At 68.7% G+C, this 17,877-nt stretch carries 6 protein-coding genes; 1 reads left to right on the forward strand and 5 read right to left on the reverse strand.

The window, feature by feature from the left end; translation table 11 throughout:
* Positions 1-13: 13 nt before the first annotated feature.
* The 4 genes from D0Z67_RS11605 to D0Z67_RS11620 form a co-directional block, all read right to left on the reverse strand.
* Positions 14-442, reverse strand: coding sequence for an Imm1 family immunity protein (locus D0Z67_RS11605; protein WP_031184282.1), 429 nt, complete (start codon positions 440-442; stop codon positions 14-16).
* A complete protein-coding gene (locus D0Z67_RS11610) occupies positions 436-11,349 on the reverse strand; it encodes a LamG-like jellyroll fold domain-containing protein (protein WP_078873771.1) in 10,914 nt (3,637 codons plus the stop codon). Before D0Z67_RS11610 ends, D0Z67_RS11605 begins: the two co-directional genes overlap by 7 nt.
* A 340-nt stretch (positions 11,350-11,689) precedes the next feature.
* Positions 11,690-12,406: an HNH endonuclease family protein gene (locus D0Z67_RS11615; protein WP_031184280.1), complete on the reverse strand. Its 717-nt coding sequence runs from the start codon at positions 12,404-12,406 to the stop codon at positions 11,690-11,692.
* Positions 12,407-12,559: 153 nt separating this feature from the next.
* Positions 12,560-13,444 carry an SCO6745 family protein gene (locus tag D0Z67_RS11620; RefSeq protein ID WP_031184279.1) on the reverse strand — a complete coding sequence of 295 codons (885 nt, stop codon included), beginning with the start codon at positions 13,442-13,444 and terminating at the stop codon, positions 12,560-12,562.
* A 114-nt stretch (positions 13,445-13,558) separates the two neighbouring features.
* Here D0Z67_RS11620 and D0Z67_RS11625 point away from each other — a divergent pair, with 114 nt between their 5' ends.
* A complete protein-coding gene (locus tag D0Z67_RS11625; protein ID WP_031184278.1) occupies positions 13,559-14,152 on the forward strand; it encodes a TetR/AcrR family transcriptional regulator in 594 nt (197 codons plus the stop codon).
* Positions 14,153-14,219: 67 nt separating this feature from the next.
* On the opposite strand, the gene mfd is transcribed toward D0Z67_RS11625, so the two are convergent.
* Positions 14,220-17,765, reverse strand: coding sequence for a transcription-repair coupling factor (gene mfd, locus D0Z67_RS11630; protein ID WP_031184277.1), 3,546 nt, complete (start codon positions 17,763-17,765; stop codon positions 14,220-14,222).
* Positions 17,766-17,877 lie beyond the last annotated feature (112 nt).

Here is a 17,877-nt window from a genome sequence, read left to right on the forward strand (position 1 = left end):
GGGACGGCTCGGGTCAGTACGGCTCTTCTTGCCACTCAATGCACGTAGGCCTGAGGCCGCCGGAATGTACGAACTCTTTCGTTGCCCGGCGAACAAGATCGATGGGTATCTCTGGCGATTCCAGGAAATCCCTGGGATAGGTGAGCAGCATGTAGGTCACCTCTTCTCTGACAGCCACCCCTTTGGGAACGAAGCTGGCCTCCGCATCCGCGAAGCAGACGATGCCGACTTTGCCGTCCGGATCGACACCGACCAAGAACTCGTGGTCCGGCTCCCCTGACGGGAGGGTCTCTCGATCCAGAGACGTCAATTTGGCCATCTCGCCGTGGGGATGTCCACCCATTAGCGCATCGATCATCCGATCAACCGCTTCCCTCGAGGCAAGCAACAAGGGCGACCCGCTGTGCTCCTTCGCGAAGACCGCTTCAGCACCTTTCAACATCCCCCGCCACCCTTCACGATTCCGTACATTCTGCACTTCATTTCACCTGCGGCGTCACGCCAATGCACCCTCATTGTCTTGCCGCTTCCGTGGAGGACATCATCCAGGACCTTGTTGCAGCCAAGATCCTCAGGGCAGGGCCCACCCGTGTGGTTAATGACAACATCCACTTCATCGAGCGGGTCGGCCTCGTCGAACATCCTGGAAACCAGTTTCTGCTCAACGTGGCTGTAATTTCCCGGGACGCCGCCTCTCAGCATTCCAGACTGCTGCAGCCTATCCTTGAGGAAGTCGCGGGCATTCCTGGCCATAGTACTGCTCTTCTCGCCACTTTTGATGCCTTCCGATGCGCGACCAGGCGCCGCCCACCTGCCCTCGATTTGACCGCTTTCCCACTTGGGCAGCTGCGCATGCTCGGCTGCAGCATTAAAGCAATTGTGAACCAGGACCGGTATGTCGCCAGCGTCCACATAGTACGTGTGGAGCGCGCCGATGGTCAGGTCGTAAGTCGTGGTGTTCGCGCGGTACAGGCGGACACCGGTGACCTGGGCCGTGCCGGTCGGCGTCTGCAGGACGTCGCCGGGCTTGAGGTCCTTGGCATCGACGAAGGCGGACTGCGTCTCGTCGTAGAAGGGGTGGTGGAAGGTCGTTGTCAGGTGCGCTGTCGAGGACGCCTTGGTGGCCGCCGCCACCGGTGCCGTCGCCGAGTGGGTGTCACCGTGGCTGTGGCCGGCAGACAGTGCTCCCAGGACCGCAGCGGACGCTGCCAGGCCGAAGGCCGCCTTGCGGGCCGCCTTCTTGGCCAGGGACTTGGCGCCGGACTTCACCGAACGCTTGCCGCCTGTCTTCTTAATCGCCAGATCCACGAAGTCGTGGTCCGTACGCGTCACGATCACCGCGGTGACCTTGTGCGCCTCTGTGCCCTTCGCTCCGGGCACCGAGTTGGCAATCGTGTCGCCGACCTTGATGTGGTCGATGGCCTTGGTCGTGCCGTCGGCCATCAGGACCTGAGTGGAACCGGTGAAGCTGTGGGTCTCGCAGGTGGTAGGTCCCTCCTCCGCCGGTGCCTCGTCCGAGTGGGACTGGGACCTGGTGCCGGATGCCTCGGACTTCGCCGCTGCCGCGGCCTCGTCCGTCGCGTCGGCGGTGGCTGACTCGCCTGCTTCTGTCGCTCCCTTGCCGAAGAGGCCGCCCGCGACCTCCATGGCCTTGGGGGCCGCCTTGGCGAGGATCTTGCCGCCGAGTGAGCCGAGCGCTCCGCCGAGAGCGCCGGTCACCGCGCCCTCGACCGCCGAGCCCGCGAACGCGCCCATGCTGCAGTCGGAGCCACCGTTGTCGGCGCACTTGAAGCCCTGTTCGACCAGGGCGCCCGCGGCACCGGCGACAGCCGCGCAGCCGATGGAGCCGATGCCGGCCGTGAATGCCTCACAGCCCGCGAAGACCGCGGTGGAGACCACGAGCGACGTGATCGCGGCGGCGTGGTTCTTGACGAACTTCGTCGCCGTCTTCGCCGCCTTGACCGTGGCGTGGTAGGCCGTGCGGGCGGCATGGGCCACCGCGTGCGCGGCCTTCCTCACCGCGTGGGCGACCTTCTTCGCGGCCTTCTTCACCGCGTGGACCACTCGGTGCGCGGCCTTACGTACCGCGTGGTACGCCGAGTGCACCGCATGGACCACTTGGTGATACGCGCGTCTGACGTGCCGGGCCGCGTAGTGGTAGACGCGGCGCACGGCGCGGACCGTGGCGTGGTAGACGTCCCGCACGCGGTGCGCGACCTTGTGTGCCACGTGCCTGACGGCGTGGACCACCTTGCGGGCCACGTGCTTGGCCGCGTGGTAGACCTTGTGCGCCACGTGCCTGACCGTGTGGGCCACATGGTGCGCGGCCTTCTTCGCCCCGCAGACCACGTCGTACCAGGAGCAGTTGCCCGACTCGTCGGTACCGGCCAGCGGGTTGTCGTCGACGTAGGCGAACGGGTTCGCCGCCACCGAGTTCGGCACCGCGTCCAAGGACATGCTGTCCTTGTTGAGGAACTGCCCGGTGTCCGGGTTGTACCAGCGCGAGGCCGTGCCCACGTCACCCGTGCCGGGCTCCGTCCAGCCGGACTGGAAGCCCAGGTGACCGGTGACCGTGTCGGTCGGCGAGACCACCTTGCCCAGCGGGTCGTAGGAGGCCGAGCCGGCCAGCGCGGTCGCGCCGGAGGCGAAGGTGCCGACCACGTCGTCGTGCTGGTCGGTGAGGGCCAGCACTCCGGCGCCGCCGCCGACCGGCTTCACGCCGACCAGACCGCCGCCCGTGTCGTGGGTGTAGGTGAAGTCGCCGTCCGAGGCGATGGTGTTGTCCCCGCCCGAGTAGGCGAAGGTCCGCGTGAGTCCGCCCGCCGAGGTGTCCCGGTCGGTGATGTTGCGGCCCAGCGCGTCCAGGTTGTACGCCTGGTCACCCGCGACGATCTGGTCGCCGAACGCGTCCGTCTTGTACGCCATCGTGCCGGACGACGACGACTCCTGGGTCATCGCGCCGCGCGCCGAGTAGTCGTAGGTGTGGACACCGTCCGACGTCAGCTGGTCGCGCTGGTCGTACGTGTAGACGTCCGAGCCCTTGCGGATGCGGTTGCCCGAGGCGTCGTACGCGTACGTCGTGTTGGTGGAGCCGTTGTTCCACGACGTGAGGCGGTTGGCCCAGTCGTAGCCGTAGGTGTTGCTGGACGCGCCCGACACGCCTGTCGTCGTCTTCGACGTCAGGTTGCCGTTCTTGTCGTAGCCGTAGGCGAAGCTCGCCAGGGTCGACGCGCCCTGCACCAGGGTGTCGGTGGTGAGTTCGTGCGCGGTGTTGTAGCCGAAGGTGCGGGTCTGGCCGGTCGCACCGTACTTGACGGACTTGACCTGGTTGAGCTGGTCGTAGGAGTAGGTGAGCTGGGTGCCGGTCGCCGCGTCGTTGAGCGAGGACAGGCGGCCCGCGGTGTCGTAGCCGTAGGACGTGGTGCCCGCGGCGTCCGTGCGCGAGGTCATCGCGCCGTCGTTGTCGTAGGCGAAGCTGGACGAACCGGCCGAGCCCGACGTGGTGAGGGTGTCACCGCGGTCGTCGTAGGTGAACGCGTCGTGTGTCGCGCTCTGGTGGTCGACCGCTCCGGCCGTGCCCGCTTCCGCCGTGTCCGCCGACAGCACGCGGCCGTCGTTGTCGTAGGAGAAGCTGCGGGTGGCCGTGACCGCGTCCGCGCCGGAGCCGGACATCGTCTTCAGCTGGCCGTTGCCGTCGTACGTCATCGACGTCGTGGTGCCGCCCGGCAGAGTGGCGTTCGTCGCCTGGCCGTCCGCGTCGTAGGCGAAGGTCGTGGTCGAGTCGGCCGCCGAGGTGAACTTCGACGTGGTCGGCTCGATCACCTTCTCCTGCTGGCCCCAAGGGGTGTACGTGTAGCGCCAGGAGTTGCCGCGGCCGTCGGTGAACCGGGTGCGGTTGCCCGCCTGGTCGTAGCCGAAGGTCGTGGTGATCGACGTCGTCGCGTCGACCGGCTGCGTCTCCTGGGTGATCGTCCCGGCCGCGTCATAGGTGAACTGGCTGGTGTGACCGTTGGCATCGGTGGCGGCGGTCAGGTTGCCGACACCGTCGTACTGCTGCGACGTGCTCCAGAGCTGGGTGCCTCCGGCGTCGTAGGAGTGCGTGGCCGTCGGGTCGCCGGACGCGTTGTAGTCGGTCGTCGTGTAGGTGCCGTCCGCCAGGGTCGTCTTCGACGGGTTGCCCTCGAAGTCGTAGGCGTACTTGGTGGCGTTGCCGGCCGCGTCGGTGACCGAGGTGATGTCGCCCGCGCGGTTGTAGGCGTACGTCGACGACACACCGCCGGGGCTGGTGGACGAGGAGACGTGCGCGCCGTAGGGGTTGCCGGTGGTGACCGCGTAGGAGCTGGTCGAGGTCAGCGTCCGGGTCGACGGGTAGCGCTCCAGGGTCGTCTGCGTCAGCGGACGGCCCATGAAGTCGTACGTCGCCTGGAACTGGGCACCGGTCGGGTCGGTCGTCGAGAGCTGGTCACCGGCCGTGTCGTAGACGGCGTGGGTCTTGGTGCCGTCGGGCGCGGTGGTCTGGACGACGTCGCCGAGCTGGTCGAACAGGTTCGACGTGGTCTTGCCGCCCGGCGTGGTGACGGAGGTCTGGTTCCCTTCGCTGTCGTAGGTCCACACGGTCGTGCCCGCGTTGGGCTGCGACGCGCCCGCCGGGGTGTACGACGGCAGGGTCTCGGAGACCTTGTTGCCCTCCGCGTCGTACGCCGTGTCGGTGACCTGGAGGTTGGGGTCCCTCTCCTCGACCGCCTCACCGAAGGTGTTGAACCCGGATGCGGTGACCGGACGGACGCTGCCCAGGTCGGCACCGTCCTTCTCCGCCTGGACCGCCGGGGCGGTGGTGAGCGCGAGGTTGCCGGCCTCGTCGTAGCTGTAGTCGGTGGTGTGGTTCTCCGCGTCCGTCATCGACGACGGGAGGCCACGCTTGTCATAGGCGTACTTGGTGGTCTGTGCGGTGGAGGAGCCGACGGTGCCGCCGGTGCGGCCCTTGCCGTAGAGCGAGGAGATCTCGGTGGCGGACAGGGCGCGCTGGTAGACCTGCACGTTGGAGACACCGCCGGGCAGGGCGTCGCTGTCGGCGCCCGCGTACTTGGCGCGGCCGATGGTCAGCGGCCCGGTCGCGGCCCACGGAGTGGTGTTGGTGCCCGCGGTGCCGGACTGGCTGCCGTTGACGTACAGCTTCATGGAGCCGTTGGAGGCGTCGTAGACACCGACCACATGGGTCCAGGCACCGACGGCGGGAACGGCGGTGGAGTACGCCGCCGGGAACGTCGGCCCGGCCGCGTCCTTGCTCGTGTCGTCCAGGCTCCACAGCGGCGACCCGGCGTGCACGTAGTTGTACTGCAGCATGAACGCGCTGTTGGTGGTGCCGTTCTGCGACACGATGGTCGCGTTGTGAGTCGGCAGCGAGCTCATCTTGACCCACGCCGACACGGTGTACGAGGCGGTCGTGTCCAGCACCGGCCCGCTCGTCGCCACACCCTGCGTGGTGGACGTCCCGGCGAGACCGGCGGACGAGTCGGTCCAGGTGACATTGCTCGCCTGACCGGTGTTGCCGGTACCGGAGGAGTCGGTCACCGAGGTGCCCGAGCCCTGGTCCAGCTTCCACCAGCCCGCCGGATGACCCGAGGCGTCCCCGTAGAGCGTCTCGCTGAGCAGGTTGCCCATGTCGTCGTAGGTGTTGGTGGTGGTGCGGTCGTAGCCGGAGGCGTCACGGTCGGTTTCGCTGGCGACCTGGTCGTCCGGCGTGTAGGAGACGGTGCTCACCCGGTCCACGCCGGTCGGGTCCAGTTCCGTGGCGGTGGTCCGGGACGCGGCGTCGACGGTGTACTTGGTGACCGTCTCGCCGTTCTCCGAGGTGGACTGGAGCAGGTTCCCGGCCGCGTCGTAGGCGTCCGACTCCAGCACGTAGGTGCTCTGGCCGTCTCCGCTCTTCTTCGTCACCGTCGCGGTCAGACCGTCGTCGGTGTACGTGTACGAGGTGACGTTGCCCATCGCGTCGGTGATCGACGCGAGCCGGCCCGAGGGGTCGTACGCCCGCGAGGACTCGGTCAGCAGTGCCGCGGGCTGCGGGTTGGTCGGGTCGCCCGTGTACATCAGGCCCTGCGTGAGCAGGTTGCCCTCCGCGTCGTACGTGTACCGGGTCTCGTTGCCCGCGCTGGTGACCTCCTTGGTCTTGTTGCCCGAGGTGTCGTAGCTGTACGTCGTGGTGTTGCCGTAGCTCGCGCCCGCGGCCACGTTGGCGTCCGCCTCGGTAGCCACGTGGTCGTACGGGTCGTACGTCCACGTCTGGGTGCGCGACTGGTCGCCGCCGCTCGCGTCGGCCACGGTCTGCGAGGTGGTGTTGCCGTCCTCGTCGTAGACCGTGGTGGTCCGGGCCCGGTGCGTGGCACCGCTGACGCGGTCGGTGATCTGCGGGTCGTCCTCCTCGGTCACCTGACCGGCCGTGTCGTACTTGTACGTCGTGGTCAGACCGGCCGGATAGGTGTCGGAGACGACCTTCTGGGTGCTGACCTGGCCGACACCGTCATAGGTGTAGGACGTCGCCAGACCGATGGCGTCCGTGGTGGAGGCCACGTCGCCGTTCTGGTTGTACGAGACCTGGTTGACCGCACCGCCAGGGCTGACGGTCTTCACCGGCAGGCCCGCGGGCACCACACCTCCGTCCGCGGCCGGGTAGGTGGCGGTGCCGTCGCTGTAGACGGTCGAGGTCGTGCGGCCGTTCGGGAAGCCCGGAACGGCGGGACCGGTGATCGCGGTCTGGTTGCCGGCCGAGTCGTAGGTGTACGTCGTCAGGTACGTGTTGTCACCCGCCGACGCGGAACGTCCGTCCCGCTCGGTCAGCAGCTGGTCATTGCGGGGGTCGGCGGTGGTGAGCTGCGCGGTCGTGTCGTCCGGGTAGTACGTGTAGTACTCCGTGTTGCACTTGTTCGCCGCCTGGTCCTGGCAGGACGTGGAGGAGACGATGTTGCCGCGCACGTCATGACCGGTGACGGTCATCGAACCGTTCGGATCGGTCACCGTGTACTCAAAACCGGACGTGTCGTAGCCGAAGCTGGTCGTGTTGCCCAGGGCATCGGTCTCGCTCAGCAGACGGTTGCCGTGCGTGACGTCGTACTTGTAGCTGAGCGTCGCGTTGGTCGGCGTCGTCACCGTCACTGTCTTCACCGGGAGCAGGCCGGTGGAGTTCAGTGCCGCGTCGTACTGTGCGTCGACGTCGTCCGCGGAGAGCTGGGAACGGTAGACCGCGGCCTCGGCGATGGAGCCCTTGAAGTAGCTGGCGTAGCCGGTGTTGTCAGTGGTGCTGTTGTGGGGCTCGTCGGGCCAGTAGCCACCGAGGTAGCCCGCGCCCACGTAGGTGTAGGGCTGGCCGGTCATCGCGGCGGTGCCGGTCTGGGTGCCGACGAGGTTGCCGTCCAGGTAGAGGGACTGGCTGGTCGCCGACGAGGACAGCACCACGTGATGCCACTTGTTGTCGGTCACCGCCGACCCGGACCCCAGGGGCTTGGTCGAGCCGCCGGAGAAGTAGAACTCCCCGTACAGCTTGCCGCTGCCGCCCACGTAAAGAAGGGGCGTGTAGGCGGTCGGGGTGGTGGTGCCCAGCGGGTCCTTGGACGCGCCGACCAGGACACCGCCCGCGGTGGCCGTCTTGAACCACAGGTCCACCGACTCCGGACCCGAACCCGGAATCGTGCCGCTCGGCAGCGTCACCTTCGAGGACGTGCCGTTGAACGCACCCGTGGTGTGGTCACTGAACGGACCGGCCGAACCCAACGTCACCGACGAGTAGGCGCCCGTCCCGCCGCGTACCTCGTCGAGCGCCGTCGTGGCACCCGCCGACTCGCCGAAACGGTAGTACTGGCTGGGGGCGCCGCCGAGGACCGCGCCGCGGTAGGTGTTGCTGGAGCCGGTGATGGTGGCCGGGTTCAGCTTCCACACGCCGCCGTTCTCGTCGGTCAACTGGGTGACGCGAGCGGCGTCGGTGTCGTAGGCGATGCCTGCGAACGCCTTGCCCGAGGGACGGGTGACGGTGGTCAGCAAGGGGGATGCCTTGGTGGCCGCGGTATGGATGCGTGACACCTGGTCGGCGGTCAGCGCGTCCGGGTACAGGGCGACGTCGGCGATGGTGCCGTTGAAGTAGGTCGGGTAGCCCTGGTCGCTCGTGGCCGAGTAGTGGGGCTCGTCCGGCCAGGTACCGCCCAGGAAACCGGCACCGATGTAGGTGTGGTTCTGCAGCGCGCTGTGATAGCCGTTGCTGTAGGAGATCATGCCCGAACGCGTGCCGACCTTGGCACCGTCGAGATACAGCGTCTGCAGCGAACCGGCCCCCGAGAGCACGACCTCGTGCCACGCGCCGTCGTTCACGGCGGAGGAACTCACGATCGGCGAGACACCGCTGCTGTTCCAGAACTCGGCGTTCAGCTTGCCGTCCGAGCCCACATAGATGCCCGGCGTGTACTGCCCCTGCGACATCGCATAGCTCAGCGGCAGCGTCGAGTAGGAGAACAGCACACCCGGCGCCGTCGTGGTCTTGAACCACATCGACATCGTCTGCTGGTTGGAGCTGGAGACCAGGCTCGGCGGCAGCTCCGCGTAGGAGGAGGAGCCGTTGAACTTCGCGGCGGTCGCGGTGGACCCGGCCAGCGGACCGGCCTGGCCGAGCGTGACACCGTTGTACGTGGCGTTGTCCGTGCCCTCGCTGTCACCGGCCGAGCTGGCGGCGGTGGTGCCGCTCGCCTCGTTGAACTGCCACAGCTGCGACGCTCCGGCGTTCTCGACCTCGGTGCGGAACTGCGAGCCGTTGGTGTAGCCGTATGTCGTGCACTTGGTCGTCGACAGCGGCGAACAGACCTTGCTCAGCTGGTCGTTGGTGTAACCGTAGGTCCAGGTCTGGGCACTGCTGGAGTTGCCCGAATCGACCAGGTCGGTGACGACCGTCGCCACATGCGCCGCGGTCGCCCCAGCGGGAGTGGACCAGGTCAGATTCAGCGACCGGCCGGAGACAGCGGACTTCATGTTCGTGACGTGCCCGGAGGCCCAGGTGAAGTCCACCTGACGCTTGTTGGCGTCCGCCACCGCCGCGATGCCGTACACACCCGTGCTCAGCAGCTTGGTGAAGGTATAGACGGTGTCGTCCTTGTCGGTCAGCGTGTAACCGACCGGCGACGCCTGCGAACGCAGCATCGCGAAACGACCCGAGGGCGCCGAGAAGGTGCCGTCCGCGTTCTTGCCGAAACCGACCTCGGAACCGTCCGGGTAGGTGACGGTTACCCCGGTCAGCGTGCCGGACGCGTTCTTCTGCTCGGTGACCTTGGCATCGAAGATGCTCGACCACCCGGCACCGAACGCGCCGGATATCCGGAAGTCGCGGGAGTTGTAGTCACGCTCGACATCGAGACTGGGGCCGACCGTGGAGATCGACGCGTCCGTGTCGGAGGTGGTGTAGTTGCCGATGGTCGCGTCGTAGCCGTGGTCGCTGCTGTTCTGCGACAGCTCCGACGTCAGGAAGGGCTGCGGCACCTCCGTCGTCAGCGCGGACGAGGGTGAGACCGTCGAGTACTTGGTGCCGTCATACGCCTGCGCGGTCCAGGTGTAAGAGGTGTTCCAGGCCAGCTTGCCGCTCGGAACGGTCCAGTTCGGCGTGGTCACCAGACCGGAGTCCACGACCAGGGCGCCCGAAGCGTTGTAGACCTTGAAGTCGTACTTCTGCGCCACCGGATTCTGCTGGAAGTCCGCGAACGCCTGAAGCTCCGGGGTCAGTGTGGACACCGACGAATTGTTCGCCGGGAACGTCGCCTCCACCATCGGCGCCACATCACCGGTGTAGTCGTACACGATGTACGGCTCATCACCCGGGAAAGCCATCGAACCGAACTGCTTCCAGTGCAGCGCGTCCGTCGTCGCCGCGTACACCGCCAGACCGTGGTCCGCGGTGGTGCCGCTGGCCCACTTCTGCATCGCCGCCGTGTCCAGCGGCACGGTCACCCAGTCACCACCCGACTGGTCACCCGTGGTGTTCGCACACGCGTTGGGCACCGACGGCGTCACACTGCCGATCGACGCACCGTGCGCCGGACCGGGGTAGGTCATCGAGTCGGTCGGGTCCCACGCGGCCGACACCTGCGCGACGTTGAACGCCTCCGGCGTACAGGTCGAGGCCCAGATGTCGTACAGGTGCAGGTTGGCCGAGACCAGGGAGACACCCGAGCCGTCGAAGCTGTCCCGCCAGTCCTGCACGAACGAGACCGCCGAATGCGCACCCGAGTCATAGGAGCCGATCTTCAGGGTCTGCTCCTGCGACCGGTCCGCCACCGGATAACCCGACTCCGTGTACGTGCTGTGCACGTAGTCCCAGACCGAGGTGTCCGGGTCCACCGTGACCGGGAACCGCCGCGCCTTCGCGTGCAGCCACGCCGGGTTCAGCGTCATCCGCAACGCCGGCTCACCATGCGAAGTCACCAGCTCGTACGACACCGCGTGCGTCGTCGCCCGCTCACCCGACACCCGGTCGATCTTCGAGTCGAACGCATAAGCCGACGGGATCGAGGCGACACCCCTGCCACTGGCGTCCCGCAGGTCGACCCCGCCGGACTTGTTCAGCTCCGCCGTCAGCCCCTTCAGACGAAGAGGGAAGACCCAGGAGTTCGCCGCGTCCGCTGAGTGCAGCACCAGCGCCTGCCGCAGACCCACCGACGTGGACGTCAACTCCAGGTCCGTGGCCGGAAGAACCCCCGGATACGCGACCGTCGACCCCTTCGCCACACCCGCGACCTTCGCGGCGCCTTCGAGGGCGAACCCGACGCTCTTGCCGTCCTTGCCGAACGACGCCAGATCCTCATCGGCGGCCTTCGGCGCGAAACCGACATCCACCGCGTTGGACTTCTCGACCCACCGGCCGTCAGGACCACGGGCGACAGCGGTGTCGATCTGCTGCCATGTTCCCTTCTCGTCCTTGTAGTTCAGGGGGAAGGGGGACACCTTCCGACTGAACGAGCCGTCCGTGTTGTGGTAATACGTCGACTTCTGCGTCGACCGGTTCGACACCCGCTTGCTGGTGCGGGGGTTGAACCCACGGAACGAGGCACTCATCCCGGCCTTCGCCGAGGACTTGTGCGCCTTGTACGCGCCGAGTTCGCCGCGGCCATGACCCGGCTTGTGGCCCGCACCCCGATGGGCGCGGGTCGCGGCGGCCGACACATGGTGCCGCTTGCCGGCCGCGGTGCCGGACTGCTGGTGGGGCAGCTTGCCCCAGTGGGGGTCGGTGAACCAGGAGGCCCACGAGGACAGGCTCGCGCTCGGCAACTTGACGCGACCGAGTTCAAGGCCCTCGGCAAGGGCCTGATCGGTCGTGAACATCAACGCGAGCGCGGTGAGTACGACAACGGCGACCGAACGCCGCAGACGTTGAGCACGTCGTGCGGGTCTAGGTCGACTGAGTGGCCTTACAGGCACGGGTTCGACTCCAGCGATCAATAAAGGACATATAAGCCCATTGATCTTGCTGTTGTGAACACCCTGTGGACAGCCACGAGAGACGATCTTGCGCAACTCTTGAACGCCGCTTGCTCAACCGGTCATTTTGTCGATAAACACCCCTTTGCAGCTTGTGAACATCTTTGCCGTCCCATGAGCAAGTGCACACCGATGTAGTGCGTGGACGACCGGAAGGTGCCGACGTGCGCGCCGACCGGTCGGGTCAGCGGGCCCGGAAGCGGGACGGGGCGTTGGTGGGGTTGCCGCCGGCGGGGAGTTTCTGGGCGGGACAGGAGGTGAGGATCTTCTTCATCGCGGACTTCTCGGCCGAGGTGACCCAGAGGTCGTACTTCTTCTTCACGGCGACCTGGGCGGCGACGTAGGTGCAGCGGTACTTCGTCGCCGGGGGGACCCAGCTCGCGGTGTCGCCGTCGCCCTTGCCGCGATTGGTGCTCGCGTCGACCGCGATGAGGTTCAGGGGGTCGTTGGCCAGGGCTATGCGCTTGCTGCTGTCCCAGTACTTGGCGCCCTTCTGCCAGGCGTCCGAGAGGGCGACGACATGGTCGATGTCGACCAGGCTGCGGCCGCGCCGGTAGGTGACCGTCTTGCCGGAGTAGGGGTCGGGCTCCAGTACGCCGAAGGTGACCTTGCACTTGCCTCCGCTGAACTTCACCTCCTTCAGGTCGCGCTTGAGGATGTCGTCCCGGGTGTCGCAGGAGTTGGAGTCGGTGTCGGCCCAGGCGCTGCCGAAGCGCTCACGGGAGTAACCGGTCTTCGGCGCACGGCCCTTGACGTCCAGGGAGTCGACGGCGCTCAGGGCTGCACCCTTGGCGCCCGTCGGCTCCGCGCCGGACGAGCCCTTGACCTCCTCGGCCTTGCAGCCCGTCACGGCGGTCATCACGGCCATGGCGGTGACTGCCCCGCCCCACAGACGCTTCACATGCGCCCCCTCGTTCACCCTGGTCCGTCCGCGGACGCGGGCGGAGAGATCCGCCCTCCACCGTAACCGCCGGGCCGCGCCTGGTGGATAGGAACAGAAGGGGCGTAGAGGGGTATTGGGGGCCCTGGACGGCGGCCAGTTCGCGCGTCCCGCTCATGCCTTGCCTATTCCCAGGGTGGATTCGGAGGGCAGCAGACCGGAGGAGAGGACCGCGACCCAGTGGTCGCCGAGGAGGTCGGCCAGGCGGTCGGCGTCCGCCCGGCCGAGGGACTGCCAAGGGGCGGCGGCCAGACGGTCGGTGTGCTCCTCGACGCGGCGGCGCAGGGCGCGGCCCTCCCCGGTGGCCGTACCGTCCGGCTCCACCAGGCCGCGCACCGTCAGGCGTTCACGGGCGGCCGTCCATTCCTCTCGACTCCAGCCTCGGCTTTCGAAGCGTTCCACGGACGCGGCGCCTATCGCCGCGAAGGACACCAGGGACTCCACGGGATCGAGTCCGGCGACGAGCAGGGCGGACAGGTGGCCGTCGCCCCGGTGTTCCCGCAGGATGGTGGCCGCGTGCCACAGCTGGAGGTGCGGGGCGTCGGGCCACGGGAGTTCGGCGTTGGCCGCCGCGAGGGGGCGGCCCTCGGTGCCGGCCGACTCCGCCGCACGGCGGGCGAGGGCGGCGGCCTCGGCCATACCGGGCCCCTCGACACCGTCTCCGAGTATGGCCCGGTAGGCATGGCCGATGCCGCGCAGGCGGGCCGCCAGCACTTCGCGGGGGCCGGCGATGTCCCACACCCCCTTCATGTGCCGGGCGACCATGCGCGGGCTGAAGCTGTAGAAGGCGGAGGTCACCCGCTCGGCGCCGGCCTCTCCCAACGGGGCCGCGCGCAGCGGGAAGTACGCGGGCCAGCGGTCCTCCGTGCCGTACCCGAGCGCGGCCATCTCCTCCTCCACCTCGGGTGCGAAATAGAGCAGAGCGTGGAACGGCTCCAGCAGGTGCCAGAGCTGGCGTACGCGGGCTGTCTCCACCGGTTCCAGCGTCTTCTCGGACATGCCTGTCTCCTCCCCCGGATGCGACCGTCGGCCGGCCGCCTTCGACTTGACACTGACTAGATTGCCGGGGCGGAAAGAACTTGTCAATGACTAGATTCCGCGTATTCTGGTTCCATGAGCCCCTCGAACTCCACGTCCGCGGACCGGCGGACGTACCACCACGGCGATCTGCGCCGGGCCGTGCTGTCCGCCGCGCTCGACGTCATCGCCGCCGACGGCCCCGGCGCGCTGAGTCTGCGTGACCTCGCCCGCCGCGCCGGGGTCTCGCACGCGGCGCCCGCGCACCACTTCAAGGACCGGACCGGACTGCTCACCGCGATAGCCGCCGAGGGGTTCGGCCTGCTCGCGGACGCCCTGCGGGAGGCTCCCGGCCTGCGCGAGGCCGGTGTGCGGTACGTCCGCTTCGCCCGCGAGCACCCCGCGCACTTCCAGGTGATGTTCAGCCCGGAGCTGCTGCGCGCCGAGGACCTGGAGCTGACCACCGCCCGCGCCCTGGCCGGTGACGCCCTGAACCAGGCGGTCGCCGGCGTCGACCCCGGCGACCGGGGCCCCGACGCCCGGCTGGCCGGGATGGCCGCCTGGTCACTGGCCCACGGCTACGCCACGCTGCTCCTCGGCCACAACCTCGACAGCCGGATGGGAGAGGAGGACCCGGAGGACACGTTCCGCGCGCTCACCGCGATGCTGTTCCATTCGGCGGCCGACTGACGGCGGAGCCGGGCAGCAGGACGGGCCGAGAGAACCAACGCACTCCCGGCCCGCTGAATGGCGCTCCTCAGGACCCCAGGATCGACGCCAGGAACTCCCCGACCCAGCCCAGGAGTTCCCGGCCGACCAGCGGCTTGCCGCCGACCTTGGCCGTCTTGGGGCGCGGCACCAGCACCTGGTGCGCGGTCGGCTTGATGACCGAGCCCGGGTACAGCCGCTTCAGCCGCAGCTCCTGCGACTCGCGCAACTCCACCGGTGCGAAGCGGATGTTGGGACCCTGGAGGACGATCTCGCCGACCCCGCAGGCCCGCGCGAGCATGCGCAGACCGGCGACGAGCAGCAGGTTCTCCACCGGCTCGGGCAACTTGCCGTAGCGGTCGGTGAGTTCCTCGCGGACGGCCTTGATGTCCTCCTCCGAGTTGGCGGAGGCGATGGACCGGTACGCCTGGAGGCGCAACCGCTCGCCCGGCGCGTAGTCGTGCGGGACGTGCGCGTCGACCGGCAGCTCGATCTTGACCTCGAGCGGCGCCTCTTCCGCGCCTCCCGCCCCAGGCTCCCCTGTCTCCAACTGGCGCCGGTAGTCGGCCACGGCCTCGCCCACCATGCGCATGTACAGATCGAAGCCGACGCCCGCGATGTGGCCGGACTGCTCGCCACCGAGCAGGTTGCCCGCGCCGCGGATCTCCAGGTCCTTCATGGCGACGTACATGCCGGCGCCCATCTCGGTGTGCTGGGCGATGGTCGCGAGCCGCTCGTGCGCGGTCTCGGTGAGCGGCTTCTCCGGCGGGTACAGGAAGTAGGCGTACCCGCGCTCGCGGCCCCGGCCGACGCGGCCGCGCAGCTGGTGCAGCTGGGAGAGGCCGAAGTTGTCGCCGCGCTCCACGATCAGGGTATTGGCGTTGGAGATGTCGATGCCGGACTCCACGATCGTGGTGGAGACCAGGACGTCGAACTTCTTCTCCCAGAAGTCCACCACGACCTGCTCCAGGGCCTGCTCCGACATCTGGCCGTGGGCCGTGGCGATGCGCGCCTCGGGGACGATCTCGCGGAGCTTGGCGGCCGCGCGGTCGATGGACTCGACCCGGTTGTGGATGTAGAAGACCTGGCCCTCGCGCAGGAGTTCACGGCGGATGGCGGCGCCGATCTGCCGCTCCTCGTAGGGGCCGACGAAGGTGAGGACCGGGTGGCGCTCCTCGGGCGGGGTGGTGATGGTGGACATCTCGCGGATGCCGGTGACCGCCATCTCCAGGGTGCGCGGGATGGGCGTGGCGGACATGGTGAGGACGTCCACGTTGGCGCGCAGCTTCTTGAGCTGTTCCTTGTGCTCGACGCCGAAGCGCTGTTCCTCGTCGACGATGACCAGGCCGAGGTCCTTGAACTTGGTCTCGGAGGAGAACAGGCGGTGGGTGCCGATGACGATGTCCACCGAGCCGTCCTTGAGCCCCTCCAGGACGGCCTTGGCCTCGGTCTCGGTCTGGAAGCGGGACAGGGCGCGCACCGTGACCGGGAACTGCGAGTACCGCTCGGAGAACGTGCCGAAGTGCTGCTGCACCAGCAGGGTGGTGGGCACCAGGACGGCGACCTGCTTGCCGTCCTGGACGGCCTTGAAGGCGGCGCGCACGGCGATCTCGGTCTTGCCGTAGCCGACGTCGCCGCAGATCAGGCGGTCCATGGGGACGGACTTCTCCATGTCCTCCTTGACCTCGGCGATGGTGGTGAGCTGGTCGGGGGTCTCCGCGTACGGGAAGGCGTCCTCCAGCTCGCGCTGCCAGGGGGTGTCGCCGCCGAAGGCGTGGCCGGGGGCGGCCATGCGGGCGCTGTAGAGCCGGATCAGGTCGGCGGCGATCTCCTTGACGGCCTTCTTGGCGCGCGCCTTGGTCTTCGTCCAGTCGGCGCCGCCCAGGCGGTGCAGGGTGGGGGCCTCGCCGCCGACGTACTTGGTGATCTGCTCCAGCTGGTCGGTGGGGATGTACAGCCGGTCGCCGGGCTGGCCTCGCTTGGCGGGGGCGTACTCGACGACGAGGTACTCGCGGGTGGCGCCCTGGACGGTGCGCTGCACCATCTCGATGTAGCGGCCGACGCCGTGCTGCTCGTGGACGATGTAGTCGCCCGATTCGAGGGTGAGCGGGTCGATGGCCTTGCGGCGGCGGGCGGGCATGCGGGCGCCCTCGCGGCCGGCGGCCTTCTGCCCGGTCAGGTCGGTCTCGGTGAGGACGGCGAGCTGGAGCGCCGGGTCCACGAAGCCGTGGTCGATCGAGCCGCAGGAGACGTGGACGACGGACGGGCTCAGCTCGTCCAGGTCGGCGTCGAGGCGGGCCGCGATGCCCTCGCCGCCGAGCACCTCGACGGTGCGGGAGGCGGGGCCGTGGCCCTCGGTGAGGAACACCGTGCGCCAGCCGTCGGAGAGCCAGCCCTTGGTGTCGGCGAGGGCGCGGGCGGTGTCGCCGCGGTAGGTCTCGGGGGCGCGCATGCCCAGCTTGAGGGTGTCGCCGCCCAGCTCCTCGTCGGCGGCGAACGGCGAGACGGACCACCACATCATGTCCAGCTCGCGCGCGCGGTCCCGCACGTCCGCGATGGACCACAGGGAAGCCGCGCCGACGTCGATGGGCGCCTCGCCGCCGCCGGCACTGGCCGCCCAGGACGCCTGGAGGAACTCCTGCGAGGTGGCGACGAGGTCGGAGGCGCGGGTACGGACCCGCTCCGGGTCGCAGACCACGGCCATCGCGTTCTTCGGGAGGACGTCGAGGAGCAGTTCCATGTCGTCGACGAGGACGGGGGCGAGGGACTCCATGCCCTCGACGGCGATGCCCTCGGCGATCTTGCCGAGCAGTTCGCCCAGCTCGGGGTGTTCCTCGGCGAGGACACGCGCGCGCTCGCGCACCTCGTCGGTGAGAAGCAGTTCGCGGCAGGGCGGGGCCCACAGGCCGTGGTCGGCGACCTCCAGGGAGCGCTGGTCGGCGACCTTGAAGTAGCGGATCTCCTCTACGTCGTCGCCCCAGAACTCGATGCGCAGGGGGTGTTCCTCGGTGGGCGGGAACACGTCCAGGATGCCGCCGCGTACGGCGAACTCGCCGCGCTTCTCGACCAGCTCCACGCGCGCGTACGCCGCGGCGGCGAGGGCTTCCACGATCTCGTTCAGGTCGGCGGTCTGGCCGGTGCGCAGGGATACGGGTTCCAGGTCGCCCAGGCCCTTGACCTGCGGCTGGAGTACGGAGCGCACGGGGGCGACGACGACGGATACGGGGCCGGTCTCGGGGTCGTCGGGGCGGGGGTGGGCCAGGCGGCGCAGTACGGCCAGGCGGCGGCCCACGGTGTCGCTGCGCGGGCTGAGGCGTTCGTGCGGGAGGGTCTCCCAGGAGGGGTACTCCACGACGCCCTCGGGGGGCAGCAGGGAGCGGAGCGCTGCCGCCAGGTCCTCGGCCTCCCGCCCGGTCGCGGTCACCGCGAGTACCGGGCGGGTGGTGTCGCGGGCGAGGGCGGCGATCGCGAAGGGGCGGGCCGCCGGGGGGCCTACGAGGTCGATGTGGGGGCGGTTGCCGTCCGTGGCCGCGGTGATCGCTTCCGCGAGGGCGGGGTCCTTGACGACGGCGTCGAGCAGACCGTGCAGGCTCATGGAGGGGCTTTCCGTCCTGGGGGTGGGAACGCGAATCGCCCGACTCGTCGTACGGGCCGGGGGTCTTCCAGCGTACGACGCGGCGGTGCGCCTTGGCGGGGGCTGTGGATAA

Origin of the sequence: Streptomyces seoulensis, from assembly GCF_004328625.1 — a bacterium.
Taxonomy (GTDB): Bacteria; Actinomycetota; Actinomycetes; order Streptomycetales; family Streptomycetaceae; genus Streptomyces; species Streptomyces seoulensis.